The organism is Streptomyces sp. NPDC088766 (assembly GCF_044750845.1).
Classification (GTDB): Bacteria; Actinomycetota; Actinomycetes; order Streptomycetales; family Streptomycetaceae; genus Streptomyces.
Window position 1 is genome coordinate 126,460 of sequence record NZ_JBIVKQ010000020.1, and the last position, 19,785, is coordinate 146,244.

Annotated in this window: 20 protein-coding genes and 1 riboswitch; of the genes, 5 read left to right on the top strand and 15 right to left on the bottom strand. The window is 71.2% G+C overall.

From position 1 onward, the window contains the following. Positions 1-81: 81 nt before the first annotated feature. Both ACIP5W_RS25610 and ACIP5W_RS25615 read left to right on the top strand, forming a co-directional pair. Complete coding sequence (locus tag ACIP5W_RS25610; RefSeq protein WP_401477943.1) at positions 82-933, top strand: helix-turn-helix domain-containing protein; 852 nt, start codon at positions 82-84, stop codon at positions 931-933. A gap of 10 nt (positions 934-943) precedes the next feature. Then, the gene (locus tag ACIP5W_RS25615) at positions 944-1,132 is read left to right on the top strand and encodes a DUF397 domain-containing protein (RefSeq protein WP_401477946.1); all 189 of its coding nucleotides are present in this window, start codon (positions 944-946) and stop codon (positions 1,130-1,132) included. A 130-nt stretch (positions 1,133-1,262) separates the two neighbouring features. On the opposite strand, the gene mnmA is transcribed toward ACIP5W_RS25615, so the two are convergent. Then, positions 1,263-2,387 (bottom strand): tRNA 2-thiouridine(34) synthase MnmA, encoded by a 1,125-nt coding sequence (gene mnmA, locus ACIP5W_RS25620; RefSeq protein WP_401477949.1) that lies wholly within the window; start codon positions 2,385-2,387, stop codon positions 1,263-1,265. Between the two features lie 85 nt (positions 2,388-2,472). Between mnmA and ACIP5W_RS25625 the strand changes: the two genes are divergently transcribed. After that, positions 2,473-3,219 (top strand): N-acetylmuramoyl-L-alanine amidase, encoded by a 747-nt coding sequence (locus ACIP5W_RS25625; RefSeq protein WP_401477952.1) that lies wholly within the window; start codon positions 2,473-2,475, stop codon positions 3,217-3,219. Positions 3,220-3,226: 7 nt separating this feature from the next. On the opposite strand, the gene ACIP5W_RS25630 is transcribed toward ACIP5W_RS25625, so the two are convergent. From ACIP5W_RS25630 to ACIP5W_RS25640, 3 genes are all read right to left on the bottom strand, one after another. Next, a complete protein-coding gene (locus tag ACIP5W_RS25630; RefSeq protein ID WP_401477955.1) occupies positions 3,227-4,396 on the bottom strand; it encodes a cysteine desulfurase family protein in 1,170 nt (389 codons plus the stop codon). 227 nt (positions 4,397-4,623) lie between these two features. Next, positions 4,624-4,890, bottom strand: a complete 267-nt coding sequence (locus tag ACIP5W_RS25635; RefSeq protein ID WP_401477958.1) for a DUF4190 domain-containing protein — start codon at positions 4,888-4,890, stop codon at positions 4,624-4,626. A gap of 17 nt (positions 4,891-4,907) precedes the next feature. After that, positions 4,908-5,072, bottom strand: coding sequence for a hypothetical protein (locus tag ACIP5W_RS25640; RefSeq protein WP_363091835.1), 165 nt, complete (start codon positions 5,070-5,072; stop codon positions 4,908-4,910). A gap of 145 nt (positions 5,073-5,217) precedes the next feature. Here ACIP5W_RS25640 and ACIP5W_RS25645 point away from each other — a divergent pair, with 145 nt between their 5' ends. After that, complete coding sequence (locus ACIP5W_RS25645) at positions 5,218-5,865, top strand: TetR family transcriptional regulator (RefSeq protein WP_401477961.1); 648 nt, start codon at positions 5,218-5,220, stop codon at positions 5,863-5,865. A 162-nt stretch (positions 5,866-6,027) separates the two neighbouring features. Here ACIP5W_RS25645 and ACIP5W_RS25650 read toward each other — a convergent pair whose 3' ends face one another. Next, positions 6,028-6,480: a hypothetical protein gene (locus tag ACIP5W_RS25650; protein ID WP_401477964.1), complete on the bottom strand. Its 453-nt coding sequence runs from the start codon at positions 6,478-6,480 to the stop codon at positions 6,028-6,030. A gap of 155 nt (positions 6,481-6,635) precedes the next feature. Further along, positions 6,636-7,493: a thioesterase family protein gene (locus ACIP5W_RS25655; RefSeq protein WP_401477967.1), complete on the bottom strand. Its 858-nt coding sequence runs from the start codon at positions 7,491-7,493 to the stop codon at positions 6,636-6,638. A gap of 144 nt (positions 7,494-7,637) precedes the next feature. On the opposite strand from ACIP5W_RS25655, the gene ACIP5W_RS25660 reads away from it, so the two are divergent. Beyond that, positions 7,638-8,867, top strand: a complete 1,230-nt coding sequence (locus tag ACIP5W_RS25660) for an alpha/beta hydrolase (protein WP_401477970.1) — start codon at positions 7,638-7,640, stop codon at positions 8,865-8,867. Here the strand turns inward: ACIP5W_RS25660 and ACIP5W_RS25665 are convergent. The 9 genes from ACIP5W_RS25665 to ACIP5W_RS25705 all read right to left on the bottom strand — a co-directional run bounded on the left by ACIP5W_RS25665 (position 8,776) and on the right by ACIP5W_RS25705 (position 19,478). Next, a complete protein-coding gene (locus ACIP5W_RS25665) occupies positions 8,776-9,432 on the bottom strand; it encodes a trimeric intracellular cation channel family protein (protein WP_401477973.1) in 657 nt (218 codons plus the stop codon). The two genes, ACIP5W_RS25660 and ACIP5W_RS25665, sit on opposite strands and share 92 nt — an antisense overlap. 64 nt (positions 9,433-9,496) lie before the next feature. After that, positions 9,497-10,915, bottom strand: a complete 1,419-nt coding sequence (locus tag ACIP5W_RS25670) for an ABC transporter ATP-binding protein (protein ID WP_401478029.1) — start codon at positions 10,913-10,915, stop codon at positions 9,497-9,499. Positions 10,916-10,929: 14 nt separating this feature from the next. Next, the gene (locus ACIP5W_RS25675; protein ID WP_382786791.1) at positions 10,930-12,027 is read right to left on the bottom strand and encodes an ABC transporter ATP-binding protein; all 1,098 of its coding nucleotides are present in this window, start codon (positions 12,025-12,027) and stop codon (positions 10,930-10,932) included. Continuing rightward, positions 12,024-13,022, bottom strand: a complete 999-nt coding sequence (locus tag ACIP5W_RS25680; protein WP_401477977.1) for an ABC transporter permease — start codon at positions 13,020-13,022, stop codon at positions 12,024-12,026. Before ACIP5W_RS25680 ends, ACIP5W_RS25675 begins: the two co-directional genes overlap by 4 nt. A 110-nt stretch (positions 13,023-13,132) precedes the next feature. After that, positions 13,133-14,932 (bottom strand): ABC transporter substrate-binding protein, encoded by a 1,800-nt coding sequence (locus tag ACIP5W_RS25685; RefSeq protein WP_401477980.1) that lies wholly within the window; start codon positions 14,930-14,932, stop codon positions 13,133-13,135. A gap of 68 nt (positions 14,933-15,000) precedes the next feature. After that, positions 15,001-16,008 (bottom strand): ABC transporter permease, encoded by a 1,008-nt coding sequence (locus ACIP5W_RS25690; protein ID WP_366058180.1) that lies wholly within the window; start codon positions 16,006-16,008, stop codon positions 15,001-15,003. A 315-nt stretch (positions 16,009-16,323) separates the two neighbouring features. Continuing rightward, positions 16,324-17,124, bottom strand: coding sequence for an enhanced serine sensitivity protein SseB C-terminal domain-containing protein (locus tag ACIP5W_RS25695; RefSeq protein WP_401477983.1), 801 nt, complete (start codon positions 17,122-17,124; stop codon positions 16,324-16,326). Positions 17,125-17,303: 179 nt separating this feature from the next. Continuing rightward, positions 17,304-18,098: an enhanced serine sensitivity protein SseB gene (locus ACIP5W_RS25700; RefSeq protein ID WP_401477986.1), complete on the bottom strand. Its 795-nt coding sequence runs from the start codon at positions 18,096-18,098 to the stop codon at positions 17,304-17,306. A gap of 693 nt (positions 18,099-18,791) precedes the next feature. Beyond that, the gene (locus tag ACIP5W_RS25705; RefSeq protein WP_401477989.1) at positions 18,792-19,478 is read right to left on the bottom strand and encodes an AAA family ATPase; all 687 of its coding nucleotides are present in this window, start codon (positions 19,476-19,478) and stop codon (positions 18,792-18,794) included. Between the two features lie 176 nt (positions 19,479-19,654). After that, positions 19,655-19,754, top strand: a riboswitch (glycine riboswitch). The last annotated feature ends 31 nt before the right edge of the window (positions 19,755-19,785 follow it).

Genomic DNA, 19,785 nt, shown 5'->3' on the forward strand with positions numbered 1-19,785 from the left:
AAAACGGATTACCTCTAGGGTTTCCATGGACGGCGGCTCTTCTGGATCGCCAAACTGTGCGCGCGAAGAAGGAGTTGAGCTATGGCCCCACGACACGCACCCACAATTCGTCAGCGACGCTTCGGCGCTGAGCTTCGTCGGCTTCGTGACTCTGCCGGTATGTCCGCCCCCGTCGCCGCCGAGCGGCTGGGAGTGGACCGCACGATGATCTCCAACATCGAGTCGGGCCGCTTCGGCATCAGCGAGGAACGCCTACGCCGACTGGCAAGCATCTACGAGTGCGACGACAGCACATTGATCGACGCCCTTGCCGACATGACGGGAGGACGCACGAGGGGCTGGTGGGACGAGTACCGCGGCAAGATCCCGCCGGACTTTCTGGACGTGTCCGAGCTCGAACACCACGCCACAAGCCTGCGCACTCTTCAGACTGCACACATCCCCGGCCTGTTCCAGACCGAGGAGCACGCCCGCGCATTGTTCGACCTCTTCGTCCCCGCATTGCCACGACTGGAGGTTGAGCTGCGTGTGGCCCATCGCCTGGCACGGCATGACGTGGTGGCAGGCAACCTCGCCGTACCGTACGTGGGCTTGATCTACGAGGCCGCCCTCCACCTTCGGATCGGCGGTGACAAAGTGGCCAAGGCCCAGTTGAGCCGTCTCCTGGAGGAGAGCGAACGCCCCAACGTCCGGCTGCTGGTGATTCCACTCGCGGCCGAAGGTTTTCCCATGGCCGGGGACACGATGATGTACGCCGCTGCCGCGAACTCCCGTCTCGACACGGTCGAGGTGGACTCACCCATCGGTGCGGTCTTCTTCGACTCACCGACTCAGCTGTCCAACTTCCGTCGGCGGCTGGACTTGGTCGAACAGGTGGCGTTGAATCCGGATGAGTCGAGGAACCGCATCCTTGAGATTGCCAGAGAGCGGTAAGAGGAGCCCATTGACCAGGTTGAAGTGGATCAAGTCCTCGTACTCGGAGGCCTCGGGCAATGCCTGCGTCGAGATAGCCGCGCCGAGCCCCGAGGGCATAGCTCTCCGGGAGAGCGAGAGCCCGGCCCGTGTGCTGAACACGGACCGGGCTGTGCTGGGAGCGCTGGTGCGGGGTGTGAAGGCGGGGCTCGGAGGCTGAGCCGCGCCTCGGCGCAGCGGCTCCGGCTCGGGTTCCGGCTTCGCTCAGCAGGTCGCCCTGCCGGTGGGCCGACTGCGGCAGGGCATCCGGCGCGCTGTCGCGCGGCCCCGGACGTGCGGCCGTGGGCTGCTCAGGCCACGCCCGCCTTCGCCCGCACCGTGGAGGCGATCGTCGCCGAGCCCACCACGCGCGTGCCGTCGTACAGCACGATCGCCTGGCCGGGGGCCACGCCGCGGACCGGCTCGGTGAAGGTGACCTCCAGGGTGCCGTCGACGAGTTCGGCCCTCACCTCGGTCTCGCCGCCGTGCGCGCGGAGCTGGGCCGTGTAGGTGCCGGGGGCGGTGGGTGCGGTGCCGCACCAGCGGGGCTTGATCGCGGTGAGGGCGGTGACGTCGAGGGCGGCCGCGGGGCCGACCGTCACCGTGTTGTTCACGGGTGAGATGTCGAGGACGTAGCGCGGCTTGCCGTCGGGGGCCGGGGTGCCGATGCGCAGGCCCTTGCGCTGGCCGATGGTGAAGCCGTACGCGCCCTCGTGGCTGCCGACCTTGGTGCCGGTCTCGTCGACGATGTCGCCCTCCGCCCTGCCGAGGCGCTTGGCGAGGAAGCCCTGGGTGTCGCCGTCGGCGATGAAGCAGATGTCGTGCGAGTCGGGCTTCTTGGCGACCGCGAGCCCGCGGCGCTCGGCCTCCGCGCGGATCTCGTCCTTCGTCGTGACCGTGTCGCCGAGGGGGAACAGGGCGTGGGCGAGCTGCTTCTCGTCCAGGACGCCGAGGACGTACGACTGGTCCTTGGCCATGTCGGAGGCGCGGTGCAGTTCGCGGCTGCCGTCCTCGCGGACGATCACCTGGGCGTAGTGGCCGGTGCACACGGCGTCGAAGCCGAGGGCCAGGGCCTTGTCGAGGAGGGCGGCGAACTTGATCTTCTCGTTGCAGCGCAGGCAGGGGTTGGGGGTGCGGCCGGCCTCGTACTCGGCGACGAAGTCCTCGACGACGTCCTCGCGGAAGCGGTCGGCGAGGTCCCAGACGTAGAACGGGATGCCGATGACGTCGGCGGCGCGGCGGGCGTCGCGGGAGTCCTCGATCGTGCAACAGCCCCGCGCGCCCGTGCGGAAGGACTGCGGGTTCGCGGAGAGCGCGAGGTGGACACCGGTGACGTCGTGGCCGGCTTCCGCGGCACGGGCGGCGGCGACGGCGGAGTCCACCCCGCCGGACATGGCGGCGAGGACGCGGAGGGGGCGCGGCGAGGTCTCAGTCATAACCCTTCCAGGGTACGGGGCGCCGGGAACCGGGGCCCGCGAGTATCCGTTGTGGATCTCGAGGGGCGAGGAAGGCGGGGCGGAGATGGGTGCGGAGTCGGATTCGGGGACGGGCTCGGGGACGGGTTCGTCGGGTTCGGGGACGGGTGCGGAGGCGGGTGCCGGGGTGGGGTCGGGGGCGCGGAGGAAGGACGGGGACCGGCGGATCGGGCGGCGTGCGCTGCTGGTCGGCGGGGTGGCCGCCGCGGTGGGCACGGGCGTGCTGGCGCGGGACGAGCTGGCGAGGCTGTGGTGGCGGATGCCGGGGGTGGAGAAGGCGCGGGTGCAGGGCGCTGTCGATTTCCGCGGCGCGCGGTGGCTGGCGGCCTCGACGGGCAACTTCCGCTGGGCGGACCGTCCTGACGACTACGAGGTGGACATGGTGGTCGTCCATGTCACCCAGGGCAGTCTGGCGAGCGCGGTGAAGGTCTTCCAGGACCCGGCCCACCGGGCGGCGGCCCACTACATCGTCGGCAAGGACGGCCGGGTCACGCAGATGATCCGCGAGCTGGACGTGGCGTTCCACGCGGGCAACCGCGCGTACAACGAGCGCAGTGTCGGCATAGAGCACGAGGGCTTCGTGGACCGCCCGGAGGACTTCACCGACGCGATGTACGCCGCCTCGGCCCGGCTGGCGGCCGGGATCTGCCGGCGGTACGGCATACCCGTCGACCGCGAGCACATCATCGGGCACGTGGAGGTGCCGGGGACGGACCACACCGACCCCGGTGAGCACTGGGACTGGGACCGGTACCTGCGGCTGGTGCGGGAGGCCCACGCGGCCACGGCGTGACCTTCGCTCAGGTGAGTCCGGCCGCGCGGGCCCGTTCCACGGCCGGTCCGATGGCCTTGGCGACCGCCTCCACGTCGGCCTCGGTGGAGGTGTGGCCGAGGGAGAAGCGCAGGGTGCCGCGGGCCAGGTCCGGGTCGGTGCCGGTGGCCAGCAGTACGTGGCTGGGCTGGGCGACGCCGGCGGTGCAGGCGGAGCCGGTGGAGCACTCGATGCCCTGGGCGTCCAGGAGCAGCAGCAGGGAGTCGCCCTCGCAGCCCGGGAAGGTGAAGTGGGCGTTGGCCGGGAGGCGGCCCTGCGGTGCCGGGTCGCCGCCGAGGATCGCGTCGGGGACGGCCGTACGGACGGCGGTGACCAGGGCGTCGCGCAGGGCGCCGATCTCCCCGGCGAACCACTCGCGCCGCTCGGCCGCGAGGCGGCCGGCGACCGCGAAGGAGGCGATCGCGGGGACGTCGAGGGTGCCGGAGCGGACCTGCCGCTCCTGGCCGCCGCCGTGCAGGACGGGCACGGGGGTGTGCTCGCGGCCCAGGAGGAGGGCGCCGATGCCGTAGGGGCCGCCGATCTTGTGGCCGGAGACGGTCATCGCGGCGAGGCCGGAGGCGGCGAAGTCGACGGGGACCTGACCGAAGGCCTGGACGGCGTCGGCGTGCAGGGGGATGCCGAACTCGGCGGCCACCTCGGCGAGTTCGCGGACCGGCATCACCGTGCCGATCTCGTTGTTCGCCCACATGACCGTGGCCAGGGCCACGTCGTCGGGGTTGCGGGCGAGGGCCTCGCGCAGTGCGTCGGGGTGGACCCTGCCGTGGGCGTCCACGGGGAGGTACTCGACCGTCGCCCCCTCGTGCTCGCCCAGCCAGTGCACGGCGTCCAGGACGGCGTGGTGCTCGACGGGACTGGCGAGGACACGGGTGCGGGCGGGGTCGGCGTCGCGGCGGGACCAGTACAGGCCCTTGACCGCGAGGTTGTCGGCCTCGGTGCCGCCGGAGGTGAAGACGACCTCGCTGGGGCGGGCGCCGAGGGCTTCGGCGAGGGTCTCGCGGGCTTCCTCGACCGTACGGCGGGCCCGGCGGCCGGCCGCGTGCAGGGAGGAGGCGTTGCCGGTGACGCCCAGGTGGGCGACGAGTGCCTCTGCCGCCTCCGGGAGCATGGGCGTGGTCGCGGCGTGGTCGAGGTATGCCATGGTGAGCCGATTCTACGGGGCCCGGTGTGCGGGGTCCCGATGGGTGGTCACGGCGCATTCACCCTGGGCCTGACACCGTCCGGCCGCGCCCCCTCACGGGGCCGCCGCTTCACCGGCGGCCCCGTGAGGGGCACGTCACCGCCACCGCCCGGTCAGCGGTCGCGGACCGCGACTCGTGAACCGCAAACCGTGAACCGTGAACCGCGAACCGCGAACCGCCCGGGATCCTAGAAGCTCCAGGACACCGTCGAGTCCGCCTGCATGAAGAACGCCAGGACCAGGAGGTCCGCCACACCCAGCGTGAGGCCCAGGGCGGCGCGGCCCCGGCGCCCGGTGCCCCGCCACAGGGCCACCGAGGCCAGGACGATGGCGATCGGGCCGAGGAAGACGTTGAGGACCAGGAGGCCGACGAGGCCCAGGATGAAGGACGCGACGGCCATGCCGTCGGTGTCCCGGACGCCCGTGGGGCGCGTGGCCGGTGCGGTGAGCTGCATGTCGATCGTTCCTTCCGTCAGCGGGTCGTGGTGCGGCGGCGGCCGTGGCGCTCGCGCAGCGCGAAGATGCCGAGCCAGGCGGCGATCACGGCGGCGGCGGCGAGGCTGAAGCCGAGCGGCGCGTGGGCCACGGTGCCCATGACGACGCCGAGCAGCAGAAGTGCGGCGACGAGGAACAGCATGGGATGGATCCCCCTTTGGGACGGTTGTCGCGTCCGTCTCTCGTGACGTTCCGGTGAACAGTTGTAGTTACAGTTGTTCACTGACTACCCAGTCTAGCGCGTCTCGCGCTTTGCATTTACAGAGAACAGTTGTTAACTGGATGACATGAGTCACACCCTCGGCATCCGACAGGCCCAGAAGCAGAAGACCCGGCAGGCACTCCTGGATGCCGCACTGGGGCTGCTGGAGGACCAGAGCCTGAGCAGCCTCGGCCTGCGCGAGGTCACCCGCGCCGTCGGAGTCGCCCCGACCGCCTTCTACCGGCACTTCCGCTCCATCGCGGACCTGGGCGTGGCCCTGGTCGAGGAGGCGCTGGGCAGTCTGCACGCCACGATCGGGGCCACGGTGACCGCGGCCGACTCCAGCGACGAACGCATCGCACGGGCCGTCGACCTGATCGCCCGTCACGTCGACGCGTACCCCGCGCACGTCCGGTTCATCGCCCGGGAACGACACGGCGGTGTCCAGCCGGTCCGGGAGGCGATCCGGGATCAACTCGGCCGCTTCGCCGAGGAGGTGCGGACGGAACTGGCCAAGGACGCCGAGGCCGAGGGGTGGAGCGAGGACGATCTGCTGATGCTCTCGCACCTCTACGTCGACCAGATGATCGTCACCGGCTCGCTCTTCCTGGAGGCACGGGAGGCCCAGGAGTCCGGCAGGGCCCCGGACGGGGACCTGGACCGGGTCGTCCGGCTCGCGACCCGCCAGATGCGGCTCATCAGCATCGGCCGCCGGCACTGGCTCGACTCCTGAGACGGCGGGACACGCGGGATACGCGGGATACGGGCGGGGATGCGCGGGATTCGGGCGGGGATGCGCAAACGGGCAGGGCGGCCGCCCGCCCCCGAGTTCCTGCCCTGCCTGCCCTGCCCGCCGTGCCCGCCCTGCCCTCGTGAACGCGCCCGCGCTCGTGCCTCAGCCCTGCTGCTGCGCCTGCTGCGTCGACTGCCCCTGACCGCCACCGGTCTGTCCGCCGGCCTGACCGCCACCCGGCCCGCCGCCGCAGCCGTCGCCCTGTCCCCCGCCGGGACCGCCCTGTCCGCCCCCGCCGGGACCGCCGCTCGGCACGCTTGAGGGAACGCCGGTCGGCACGCCCGTCGGGGTGCCGGTGGGGGCACCCGTCGGAACCCCCGAGGCGGCGGCCCCCGTGGGCGCGCCCGACGGCGCACCGCCCGGCATTCCGCTGGGCATCCCACTCGGCATTCCGCTGGGCATCCCGCTGGGCCGCTGACACGCCTCCTGTCCGGACGTGCCGTCGCCGGAGGAGGTCGAGTCGCCCGATCCGCAGGCCACCAGGGCGAGCGGCGTGAGCGCCAGCAGGGCGGCCGCGGGGAGGAGACGTACCGGCATCGTCGGCACACGCTTCATGAGAGACAGCTCCAGAGAGGATGAGGAAGGCCTGAGACCGCCACTCAACCAACGGCGTTTGGGCCTTCCTTGGGACCCCTCTGTCCGTCTCCTGTCAATCAGGCAAAGCCCGGCTCAAGACATCGCCCCGGGACCGCGGTCGGCCGGGAGCACCGTCACGCGAGGCGCACGCGCGCCAGTTGCCGTGACTGCGCCACCAACCGGCCCTCGCTGTCCCACACTTCGCCGTCCTCCTCCAGGAACCCGCCCGCGAGGTTGCGGGTGGTGAGGGAGACGCGCACGGGACCGGGGGCCGGGCGGCAGCGGATGTGGACGGTCAGCTCGATCGTCGGGACCCAGCCGGCGATGCCGAGGTCGAAGGCGGTGGGCGGCAGGGCGTCCACCGCGAGGAGCAGGGAGAGCGGGTCGGCGTCCCGGCCGTCGGCGAGCCCGAACCAGGCCCGCATCTCGCCCTTGCCGGAGGGCTGTCCGAGCGCCCAGCCGACGGTCGACGGGTCGAGCTTGAGCATCAGCCGCTCGGCGATGGGCTGCTGGTCGGCGTCGGGAGCGGGAGCGGGCCCGTCCTCGGGTCCGAAGCACTGGCCGATCGGGGGGAAGGCGGGCGGCTCGGCGGAGGTGCGGACGTCGTCGGGGAGGGCGCCGAGGTCGCCGTAGGAGGCGAGGACGCGGATCCGTTCGACTTCGCGGCCCTCCCCGTCGTACTGGAAGAGGGATGCCTGGCCGGTGGAGAGGGTGCGGCCGGCGCGGACCGTCTCGGTGCGGACGACCGCCGGGCCGGGGCGGGAGGCGCTCAGGTAGTGCGCGGTGACGGTGAACGGGTCGCCGTGCGGCAGGGCGTCGGCGAGCGCGCGGCCCAGCACGGCGAGCAGATAACCGCCGTTGACGGCACCGAAGATGGTCCAGCCGGCCGAGAGTTCCGTGTCGTACACGCCGGGCTCGCGGCGGGTGACGGCGGTGTCGCGGTCGAACTCGCTGTCGCCGAGGGCGGCGGGGACGATGGCTGCTTCAGACATGCGTGAACGGTACAACAGCAAAATACTAAGCGGTAGCTTTTCCCCTGCGCCCGCCCCGCCCCTCGTACGCCGGACGGGCGGTTTCCCGGCAAGTGTCCGCACTCGTCCGTAAACCTCAGGGCGCTGTTTCCCCTCTCCACAGACATGAGCCTGACCGGGACCCCGTTCCTCTCCACCCTGATCGCGCTGTCCGTCGTCGCTCTCGCCGTGCCGCTGCTGCTGTGGTCGCGGCTGCCCGGACCCCGGGTCCTGCGGGTGGCGGCGCGGACGCTGATGCTGCTGTTCGCCCAGGGCACGGCCGTCGCGCTGGTCTTCACGCTGGTCAACAACGCCAACAACCTCTACGACGACTGGGCCGACCTGCTCGGCACCGGCAGCCACGTGCAGCGGGCCGCCGACCTCGGCCCCGACGGCACCGGCGGCACCGCCGTGGAGCGGCTGCCCCGGGTCCGGCAGACGTTCGCCCGGGCCGACGGGCCCGGCATGCGCGCGGCGGGCGGGGTGCGCGTCACCGAGCTGGAGGGCCGCGTCTCCGGCGTGGACGCCGAGGTCTACGTGTGGCTGCCCCCGCAGTACGACGACCCCGCCTACCGGCACCGCACGTTCCCCGTCGTGGAGCTGCTGCCGGGGTACCCGGGGTCGCCGAAGTCGTGGTTCGGGGCGCTGGGCGCGCACGAGCAGCTGCTGCCGCTGATGCGGGAGGGCGAGGTGGCACCGTTCATCCTGGTCGCGCCGCGCACCACACTGCTGCCCGGTGTGGACACGGGCTGCGCCAACGTGCCCGGCACGGTCAACGCCGACTCCTGGCTGAGCCTGGACGTGCCGAAGATGGTGAGGGACAACTTCCGCGCCGAGCCCGCCCCGCGGGGCTGGGCGGTCGCCGGCTACTCGGCGGGGGCGCACTGCGCGACCAGGCTGGCCGTCGCCCATCCCGACCGCTACCGGGCGGCGGTCAGCCTGTCCGGCTACAACGACCCGATCGCCCAGCGCGACTCCCTCACCGCGCGGAGCCCGGCCCTGCGCCGGGCGAACAACCCCTGCCTGCTGCTGCGCGGGGCCGTCGCCCCGCCCCCGGTCGCCCTCTACGTCTCCGGCCAGCCGCACGACGGCTACGAGGCGGGCCTGGACCTCCAGCGGGCGGCCGAGGCCCCGACCACCGTCCACGTCGTCCACGTCCCGAGGAGCGCGGGCGGTCACAACATGGCGCTGTGGCGGCCGCAGGTGGTGCCGGCCTTCCGCTGGCTGACGACGCAGTCCGGCCGGCGGGGCCAGGCCGGCGGCACTACTCCTCCCGCACCGTCGAGCGACGGTTCCACGCACGCGGCGCTCGCCAGTGGAACCGCATCGCGAGCAGCCGCAGGACGAAGGCCGTGAGCGCGGCCAGCCCACTGGCGGCCGGGGTGAGGACGCCGTAGTGGAGGCAGATCGCCACCATGGTGGCGCCGACGATCGCCGGGACCGCGTAGAGGTCGCGGTCCCAGCGCAGCAGTGAGGGCACCTCGTTGGCGAGGACGTCGCGCAGCACACCGCCGCCGACCGCGGTGGCCAGCCCCAGGGCCGCGGACGCGGTGAGGCCCAGGCCGTGGTCGTACGCCTTCACGGTGCCCGAGACGCAGAACAGGCCGAGGCCGGCCGCGTCGAAGACGTTCACGCCGGACTGGATGCGCTCCACGTGCGGGTGCAGGAAGAAGACGAGGAGGGCGGCGAGCAGCGGGGTGAGGAAGTAGCCCAGGTCCGTGAAGGCGGCGGGCGGCACCGCCCCGATGATCACGTCCCGGAAGATGCCCCCGCCGAGCGCGGTCACCTCGGCGAGCACGGCGATGCCGAAGACGTCGAAGTTCTTGCGCACGGCCAGCAGGGCGCCCGAGATCGCGAAGACGAAGATGCCGATCAGGTCGAGCGTGTGCTGGACGGATGGGCTGAAGAGTTGCTGGAGCACCCTACTATTCTCACCCAGCACAGAGCCCCTGCCTTACATTGCAAGGCAGGGGCTCGTTCGCTACTTACTTCTCCTTGGCAGGAGGCTCCTCTTCGGAGGCAGCGGCCTCGGGGGCGGCAGCCTTGGGAGCGTCCGGCTCAGGAGCCTCGGCGGGCTCAGGAGCCTCGGTGGCAGCAGCCTCGGCCTCCGCCGTGGCCTTCGCCTCAGCCGCGACCTCCGCCGTGGCCTTCGCCTCCGCCGCAGCCTCAGCCACCGCCTCGGTCTCAGCCGCGGCCTCAGCCACCGCCTCGGCCTCAGCCGCGGCTTCGGCCTCGGCCTCCGCCGCCACCGCCGCCGACGTCAGGGCCGACTCCGCGAGCACCTCGTCGGCCACCAGCTCCGCCGCTTCCTTCGCGGCCGTCAGCAGGACGGTGTCCTGCGGAGCCTGGTCCTCGAAGTTCTCGGGGTGGTGGCAGGCGACCTGCTGGCCCGGCCGCAGCTCGACGAGCTTCGGCTCGGTCGTCCTGCAGATCTCCGTCGCCTTCCAGCACCGGGTGTGGAACCGGCAGCCGGTGGGCGGGGAGATCGGCGAGGGCACGTCGCCCTTGAGCAGGATGCGCTCGCTCTTGGTGTTCTTGCGGCTCGGGTCCGGGATCGGCACCGCCGACATGAGCGCCTTGGTGTACGGGTGCATCGGCGTCTTGTACAGCAGGTCGCGGTCCGCCAGCTCGACGATCTTGCCGAGGTACATCACCGCGATCCGGTCCGAGACGTGCCGGACGACCGAGAGGTCGTGCGCGATGATCACGTACGTCAGGCCCAGCTCCTGCTGGAGGTCGTCGAGCAGGTTCACCACCTGGGCCTGGATCGACACGTCGAGCGCCGAGACCGGCTCGTCCGCCACGACCAGCTTCGGGTTCAGCGCGAGCGCGCGGGCGATGCCGATGCGCTGGCGCTGACCGCCGGAGAACTCGTGCGGGTAGCGGTTGTAGTGCTCGGGGTTGAGACCCACGACCGACAGCAGCCGCTGCACTTCCTTCTTGATGCCGCCCTCGGGCGTGACGCCCTGGAGCTTGAAGGGAGCGCCGATGATCGTGCCGATGGTGTGCCGCGGGTTCAGCGACGAGTACGGGTCCTGGAAGATCATCTGCACGTCGCGGCGCAGCGGACGCATGCCGCCGACACCGAGGTGCGTGATGTCCTTGCCCTCGAACTCGATGGTGCCGCCGGTCGGTTCGAGGAGCCGGGTGATCAGCCGGCCCATCGTCGACTTGCCGCAGCCGGACTCGCCCACCACGCCGAGGGTCTCGCCGGAGCGGACCTCGAAGTCCAGGCCGTCCACCGCGTGCACGGCGCCGACCTGCCGCTGGAGCAGGCCCTTCTTGATCGGGAAGTGCTTCTGCAGCCCGGTCACCTTCAGCAGGACCTCGCCGGGGGCGGCGTCCTTGGTGAGGGTGGCGGCGCCGCCGCTCGGCTCACCGTCGGTCTGCGCGGGGATGCTCACCGCTTTCTCGTCACTCACAGCTTCGGCGCAATCTCTTCGGTCCAGATACGCTCCCGCTGCTCCTTGCCCAGGTGGCAGGCGGCCCAGTGCCGGCTGCCGACCTCGGCCAGCTCCGGGCGGACCGTGCGGGTGACGTTGTCCTTCGGGAGGTCCGCGTACGGGCAGCGCGGGTTGAAGGCGCAGCCGGACGGGACGTTGATCAGGGAGGGCGGGGAGCCCTTGACCGGGATCAGGCGCTCCTGCTGGTCGCGGTCGAGTCGCGGCATCGAGCCGAGCAGGCCCCAGGTGTAGGGGTGGCGGGGCTCGTAGAACACCTTCTCGGCCGGGCCGCGCTCGACGCACCGGCCGCCGTACATCACCAGGAGGTCGTCGGCCAGTTCGGCGACGACACCCAGGTCGTGGGTGATGACGATGACCGCGGAGCCGAACTCCTTCTGGAGATCGCGGATCAGGTCGAGGATCTGCGCCTGGACGGTCACGTCCAGGGCGGTCGTCGGCTCGTCCGCGATGAGCAGCTCGGGGTTGTTCACCAGAGACATCGCGATCATCGCGCGCTGGCGCATACCGCCGGAGAACTCGTGCGGGTAGTTGTCCACCCGCTTGTCCGGCTGCGGGATGCCGACCCGGTCGAGCATCTCGACCGCGCGGCGCTTGGCGGTCTTCTTGTCGACGTCGTGGTGGATGCGGTACGCCTCCACGATCTGCTGACCGATCGTGTAGTACGGGTGCAGCGCCGACAGCGGGTCCTGGAAGATCATCGCCATGTGGCGGCCGCGCAGCTTGCGCACGTGGTCGGGGTCGGCGGAGAGCAGCTCGGTGCCGTCCAGCCAGATCTCGCCGGAGATCTGGGCCTTGCGCTTGCCGTACTGGCCGGCGGTGTGCAGGCCCATGATGCCCAGCGAGGTCACCGACTTGCCGGAGCCCGACTCGCCCACGATGCCGAGGGTCTTGCCCTTCTCCAGCTGGAAGCTGAGCCCGTCGACGGACTTGACCAGACCGTCGTCGGTGGGGAAGTGCACCTTCAGGTCGCGCACTTCGAGGAAGGCGCTCGGCGCGGGCGAGGCGGCGGTGGGTTCGCCCACGGCCGCTCCGCTCTTGCTGAGGTCGGTCATGTGAGCCTCACTCGGGGGTCGATCACGGCGTACAGGATGTCCACCACGAGGTTGGCGACGAGCACCGCGAGGGAAGTGATCAGGGTGACACCCAGGATGACGGGCAGGTCCTGGTTCTTGATGGCGTTGAGGACCGCCTGGCCGAGGCCGGGCAGGTTGAACGCCGTCTCGGTCAGGATGGCGCCGCCGATGAGGGCGCCCAGGTCCATGCCCAGCATGGTCAGCAGCGGCGTCATCGTGGAGCGCATGGCGTGCTTGCCGATGACGACCCGCTCCTTGAGGCCCTTGGCGCGGGCGGTGCGGATGTAGTCCTCGCCGAGGATCTCCAGCATGGTGGCCCTGGTGATGCGCGCGTACATCGCCGCGTACAGGAACGCCAGGGTGACCCAGGGCAGGATCATTCCGCCGAACCAGCCGGAGAGGCTGTCCTCCAGCGGGACGAACTGGCCGTCGAACAGGTCCAGTCCGTACACGAAGATCGACAGCGCGACCATGCCGGTGAAGTAGATGGGGAGGGAGACGCCCGACAGCGCGATCACCATCGCGCCGCGGTCCCACAGGCTGCCCCGCTTGAGCGCGGAGAGCACACCCGCCGAGACGCCGAGGAGCAGCCACAGCACGGCGGCGCCGAGCGCGAGGGCCAGCGTCACCGGGAAGCGGTCGGTCAGCACCGGCCAGACGGCCTGCTCACTGCGGAAGGAGTAGCCGAAGCACGGCGCCGCGCAGTTGATGGAGTCGCCGCCGCCGGTGTACGTGCGTCCGGCGAAGATCCCCTTGAAGAACTCCCAGACCTGGGCGTAGATCGGGTCGCCCAGACCCAGCTTCTCGCGCACACCCTCGACCGCGGCCGGGTCGGCCTGCTTGCCCACGAAGCTCAAGGCGATGTCGACGCCGGCCCACTTGGGGATGAGGAAGAAGATGCCGAAGACCACCATGACGATGACCACAAGCATCACTGCGGCGGCGAACAACCGCCTGATGAGGTAAGCGAGCACAGCTCTCGGCCCGCCGCGGACCGCGGGCCACCGGAGGTCTTCCGGTGGCCCGCGCTCACGCTGCGCCGGCCTTCACCTGCCTTTCGTGCCGTTCGGCGGGTGTGCCGGGACTACTTCTTCGGGTTCTTCAGACCGAGGTTCACGAAGTCGTACTGACCGCTGTAACCGTCGGTGGTGTAGACGTTCGCCAGGTTGTCCGAGCGCCAGTTGATGAACTTCTCGAAGACGAAGGGCAGGTAGTACGCGCCCTCCATCACCTTGTGGTTGATCTCCGTGGCGATCTTGGTCTTGCCGGCGTCGTCCAGGGTGGTGACGTACTGGGCGAACAGACCGTCGATGGTCTTGTCGTTGATGAGCGCGTAGTTGTTGTTACCGCTCTCCGCGATGTACTTGCTGTTCCACAGCGGCAGACCGAAGCCCTGGACGGACGGGAAGTCCGGACCCCAGCCCATGATGATGATGCCGTAGCCCTTCTTCTTCACGTTCGAGGGGCTGCCGATGATGCCGGCGGTCTGCGAGCCGTCGTACTGGTCGATCTCGGCGGTGATGCCGATCTTCTTCAGCGAGGCCTGGAGGGACTGGGCCGTGGCCACCTCGACCGGCTTGTTGTTGCGGACCGCGATGGTGGTCTTGAAGCCGTTCGGCTGACCGCAGGCCTTCAGGGCCGCCTTGGCCTCGGCGACGTTGCCGTTCTTGTTGTCACCGGCGAGCTTGTACGGGTCGTACTTCTGGCCCTCGGCGCCCGGGACGGACGGCGGCAGCATGTTGGTGCCGATGTCGCCACCGGCGATCGGGCCACCGCGCGCGGTCTGGAGCGACACGTGGTCGGCACCGAGGATGACGGCCTTGCGGCACTCGATGTTGTCGAACGGCTTCACGCTCTGCGGGAAGACCGCGTAACGGACGTAGCCGGAGACCGGGTTGTCCAGGTTGGCCTTGTGCTGCTTCAGGGCGGTGGTGCGGCCCTGCGGCGACATGCCGGTCTGGTTCAGGTCGAGGTCCAGGTCACCGCTCAGCAGACGCTGGTCGAGCTGGTTGGCGTCCGAGAAGAACTTGATGGTGATCTCGTCCGGGTAGGCCTTGCGGACCGGGTCCGAGGCCTGCTTCCAGTTGGTGTTGCGGACCAGCTTGAGGTCCTTGCCCGGGCTGTAGGACGCGAACTTGTACGGGCCCGAGGAGAACGGCTTCAGGCCGTACTTGGCCTTGGTGTCCTTGTCCTGGCGGACCGGCGAGGCCGAGACCAGGGCCAGCATCTCCTCGAAGTCCGAGTTGGCCACGGGGAGCTTGAAGACGATGGTCTTGTCGTCCGGCGTCTCGATGGCCTTCAGACCGAGCTTGTCGGCGGAGGTGTCCTTGTAGGGACCCTTGTACTCGCCCTTGGGGTCGAGCACGTCCTTCAGGTACGTCGGACCGCCGGACAGGACGTCCTGCGCCCACACGCGCTCGATGCCGTACTTCACGTCCTTGGACGTGATCGGCTTGCCGTCCTCCCACGTGACGCCGTCACGCAGGGTGTACGTGTAGGTCTTGCCGTCGTCCGTGACCTTGGCGGTCTCCGTGGCGAGGTCCGGAGTGATCTCGGCGCCCGCGGCACCCGGCTCGGCCTTGTTCGTGACGAGCTGGCGGCTGTAGTAGCGCGCGAAGTTCCACATCATGCCGTAGTAGCCACGCGTGGTGTCCCACGAGTCGGCGTCCTGCGCGGCACCGAACTTCAGCGTGCCGCCCTTCTTGGCGGCGGACGCCTGGGCGACCTTGTTGTTCGCGGCGTCGAAGCCGGCGGCACCGGTCTTCGAACCGTTGTCGCCGTCGTCCGAACCGCCGCCGCACGCCGCCGTGGTCAGCAGCGCGGCGACCGCGGCAGCAGCGGCAAGTGCCTGCTTCCGCCGCCCTGAGGTGCGTTGGGTAGTCACGATCTCGGATCCTCCGGATAGATGAGAGACCCCGTGTAGGTGCCACGGGACAGTTGGGGTACGGCGGCTCAGCGAGAGGCCTTCGGGTCCAGCGCGTCCCGGACGCCGTCGCCGAAGAGGTTGAAGGCGAGAACGGTGATGAAGATCGCCAGGCCCGGGACCACCATGTACATGGGGTCGGACTCGTAGTAGTCGATCGCGCTCGAGAGCATCTGCCCCCATGAGGCCGTGGGCGGCTTGACGCCCACGCCCAGGAAGCTCAGTGCCGCCTCGGTGAGGATGTTGGTGGGGATCATCATCGTGGTGTAGACGACGATCGGGGCCACGAGGTTGGGCAGCAGCTCCTTGAACAGGATGTACAGCCGCCCGGCGCCCAGCGAGCGGGCGGCCTCCACGTACTCGCGCTCTCGCAGGGAGAGGGTCTGACCGCGCACCACACGTCCGATGTAGGGCCAGCCGAAGAAGCCGATGACCAGGATCATCACGAAGACGCGCACGTTGGAGCCGGTGAGGCCCAGCAGGTTGCTCGGCATGACGGAGACCAGCGCGATGATGAACAGCAGCTGGGGGAAGGCGAGCAGACCGTCCATGACCCGGCTGACGACCGAGTCGACCCAGCCGCCGAAGAAGCCGGCGAGGATGCCCAGGACGGTGCCGAGGATCACGGCGACGACGGCCGACAGGAAGCCGACCAGCAGGGAGATCCGGGCGCCGTAGAGGATGCGGGCGAAGATGTCGCGGCCGTTGACCGGCTCGACGCCCAGCAGGTGGTCGCCGCTGATGCCGCCGAGGGAGCCCGTGGGGGTGCCGAACAGCGGGTCGATGAGGTTCTCGTGGTACTCGTTCGGGTCCTGGCCCAGGATCGAGGTGATCACCGGGGCCAGCAGTGCGACCACGACGAGGAGGAGCACCACGATGCCGCCGGTCAGGGCGAGCTTGTCCCGCTTCAGGCGCTCCCAGGCGATCCGACCCAGGGAACGGCCCTGTACGGCCTTCGCGTCGGCGGTGGCCACCGCCGCTTCCTCGGCCGGGCTCGGGGCCGCTTCCGCGGTCGGCTCGTGCAATGGTGCCGTCATCTGGCAGGGACCCCTCTCAACCGGCGGTAGCCGGCCCACACTTGCCGCTGTAGCGGCGTGATCAGTCCGTCGTACACAGGGGCGAAAGCACCCCTGATGCGGGAGTCTTCAACGCTTTGGCGATCTGTAGCCAGACTTGAAGGGGAAAGGATGCGTAAACGTGATGCTCTCAGGAGGATTCCGTTATCCGGACGGTGGGTAACGGGGGGCGGACACCCACGAGTTATGCCAGAACCACCCATAAACGGACTTACCGCACCGATCTACGCGCGGAGATCCACTGAGCCGACACGTGGGGACGGACGACGGGGCGCATCAGTGACGACCGGCCGGCGGGAAGCCGTAACCACCCGCGGGGGCCTGCGCGGCCGGCGCCGCGGGGGCGTGCGCCTCGCGGTCGTAGAAGGGGCGGGCGTGGGCGCGCATCCAGAGGACCACCGGGTCGTAGTCGTCGCTCATGGTGACCGTCGACACCGGCAGCCCGTCCGGCACCGCGCCGACGGACTGCTGCATCATCGCCCGCACCGCGTCCACGGCCTGCGGGGAGGTGTCGTACACGTCGAGCCCGAGGGCGAGGTAGGGCGCGCCGAGGGCCGGCTGGACCCAGGCACGGCGCAGGGAACGCAGGGCCGGGGTGCGGTGGGCGTTCTGCGCGAGCAGGGCGTAGAACTGCGGGATCTCGATGGCCGGCTCGGACAGCCGCAGCGGCCCGGCCGGCTGGCGGTCCAGGCCGGTGGCGATCCGCCGCAGGTCGGGCCAGGGGATGCCGACGCCGCCGCCGGGGGCGTGCGGGTTCAGCCAGAGACCGTAGTGGTCGGGGTAGAGGGTGCGGGCCGCGTCCAGCCCGTCGACCACCTCGTACGACCGGTTCCAGCCGCTCGCGGACAGTTCCTGGGCGGAGGTGACACAGGGGGCGTAGCCGTGTCCCTCGACGTCCATCGTGCCGTACTGGGCGTCGGCGGAACCGGCCTGGCCCTGCCACAGCAGCATCCACACCTGGCCGGTGCCCGGGGTCGCGAGGGCGCGCAGGAGTGCCTCGTAGGCGTCGTAGCGCCCGGGGGTCACCTGGCGCAGCATGTGCTCGACCTGCCCGGCCGCGATGCCGCTGGCGCTCACCTGTACCGCCCCTTCGATAAGTTGCCCCGCTTTCGGGAGACCAGCTTAGGTGTCTTCGCCGACAACGGGTCCCCCCGAGGGGCCGGGTTGTGCGCCGCCGGCGGGACCGGGCCGGAGCGCCCGCCGGAACCCCGGGGCACCGCCGCCCACCGGCGCGGACGTCCCCGTGCGGGACGCGTTCAGTGGATCCGGGAGTAGAAGGGCCGCACGTGCTCCTTCAGCCACCGGGCCACCGGGTCCTCCGTCACGTCGAGCAGGACGAGGTTGACCGGCCAGGGCGCCTGGGCCCGGCCGAGCGCCCTGCCGAGGGCCTCCAGGGGCAGCGCCCGCAGATCGCCCTCCCGCTGGGAGAGTTCGACGCCGACGAACATCACGGGATCGGCCGTCTCGATCGCGGCGAGGCAGCGGCGGGCGGTCAGGACGACGCCGGCCGCCTCGAACTCGGCGGTGGCGGCGGACAGGAAGTCCACCGGATCGTCCTGCCAGTCGGGCTCGTAGAGACGGACCCGGCCGCCACCGGCGGGACCGTCCAGCGGGGTGCGGCCGGCCCGGCACAGCTCGGCGACGGCCATCGGGGGCAGCGGGATGCCGACCGTGCCGTCCGGGTTCACCAGGATGCCGACCTGCGGGGGCAGTCCGCGGGCGAACTCGACGGCCGGGGCGACGGTGTACGACATGTGCGCGCCGACGACCTGCCGGAACTGTTCCTCGGAGCTGAACACGGGCACGTACGCCTGGCCCTCCAGCTCCAGGGTGGGCAGGTCCAGGGGGCCACTGTGCGGGCCGCCCCCGGCGGGCAGCGGCACCCACACGAAGCTGCGGCCGAGCACCTCCACGATCCGTCCGCCGGCCCCGGGCACGCCCAGGGAGGCGGAGAGCACCTCCTCCAGCTCGTTGCCGGGCCATCCGCCGTGCGGATGGGGGTGCGCCTGTGCCGGGAAGTCCGCGGGGAAGTCCGCCGGGGGGAAGTCCATCTGCCTACCGCCTGCTGGGAACCACTGGATGTGGCTCGAAAGGCTATCGGGTACGAGGCGCGTCCCCACGTCCCACGTCCCACGTCCCACGTCCGTCGGACGCCCCGGCGGGCGGGTCCGGATCTGTGCGGCGATGCGGCGGCCGGGAGGGCGGGGCCTGAGCGGCGGTTCGACGGCCGGGAGGGCGAGCCGGCCCGACGGCCCGACGGCGGAAGGCCCGGACGGGCGGCGACCCGGCGACCGGGAACCGGATCTGTACGGCGGTTCGACGGCCGGGAGGGCGGGCCTGCACCACGGCCCGACGGCGGAAGGCAGCGACGGCCCGACGGCGGAAGGACCGGACAGGCGACGGCCCGGCGACCGGGAACCGAATCTGCACGGCGACCCGGCGACCGGGAACCGGATCTGTACGGCGGTCCGACGGCCGGGAGGGCGGGCCTGCGTGACGACTCGGCGACCGCGGGGCCGCACCTGTGTGGCGGTCCGCCGCCCGAGGCCCGGATCTGCGCGGCGGCCCGGTGACCGCAGGCTCCGGAACGCGCACGGCGGTCCGGCGGCTGCCAGCCCGGAGCCCGCACGGCGGTCCGGCGACCGCGAGCCCGGCGCCCCTGCGCCGGTCCGTCTGCCGTCTGCCGTCTGCCGTCTGCCGTCTGCCGACTGCCGACTGCCGACTGCGTACCGCTCCTGCCGCGGTCAGCCGGTGAAGCCGATGCGGCGCAGGGTGTCGGCCGCGGCGCGGTCCAGGAGGACCGTCGAGCCGCAGCCCTCGGGGAGGCGGCCCCGCTCCGCCGCGCGCAGCAGGCGGGAGGCGGCCCGGCGGTGGCGGCGGAAGGCGTACCGGGAGACGCCCCGGCCGCGCTCGCGCTGGCCCTCCAGCGCGGTGTCCACGGTGACGTCGAGCAGCACCAGGTGCAGGCTGCCGCCGCGGCGGCGGGCCTCGCGGGCCAGCCAGGCGCGCACCCAGGCCTGCGTGCCGCAGTCGTGGACGACGACGCCCCCACCGGTGCGCAGGGCGCGGCGCAGACCGGCGTAGTGGGAGAGGCGGACGAGGGGGCGGTAGAGGGCGTAGGGCAGGGCGCGCGGCATGCGGGCGTCCCAGCGGTCGCGGGTGTCCTGGGAGTCGATGCGGACGCCCGTGACCGCGCGCTTCATCAGCGTCGACTTGCCGCTGCCGGGCAGTCCCGTGACCACGACCAGATCGCGGGACGCGAACAGCAGGCCGTGCGGGCTGCGGCCGGCGCGGTCGCGCAGGTCGCGGACGACCGGGGCGGGCGGTGCGCCGCCCGCCTCCCGGGCGGAGGTCTGCGGCTGCGCGGGCAGTGCGAGCGCCGGGCCGGTCGCGAGCGCCGGTCCCGTCCCGAGTGCCGTGGTCCTGTTCACCGTGTTCGTCCTCCCCTGGGGTCAGACAAGTCTTCTCCCCGTCGAGCGTAAAGAGAAGGTAATCCGGTCTGTCTCGCGTTTTCATGCGCTTAACGCCACAGGCCGGTTACAGATGCGGCCTGCCACGATCGGGCGGGGCGTGCGATGATGGCCGCGCCAACTGCATACCGGCCGTTTGAATCCGCGCGGGAGAGTCCCCACCGGCAGCATCGCTGGGGCGCCGAAGGAGCAAGTCCCTCCCTTGAATCTCTCAGGCACCGTTACCGCGCGGGCGAGGCACATCTGAAAAGCGGGTCACCGTCCGGTG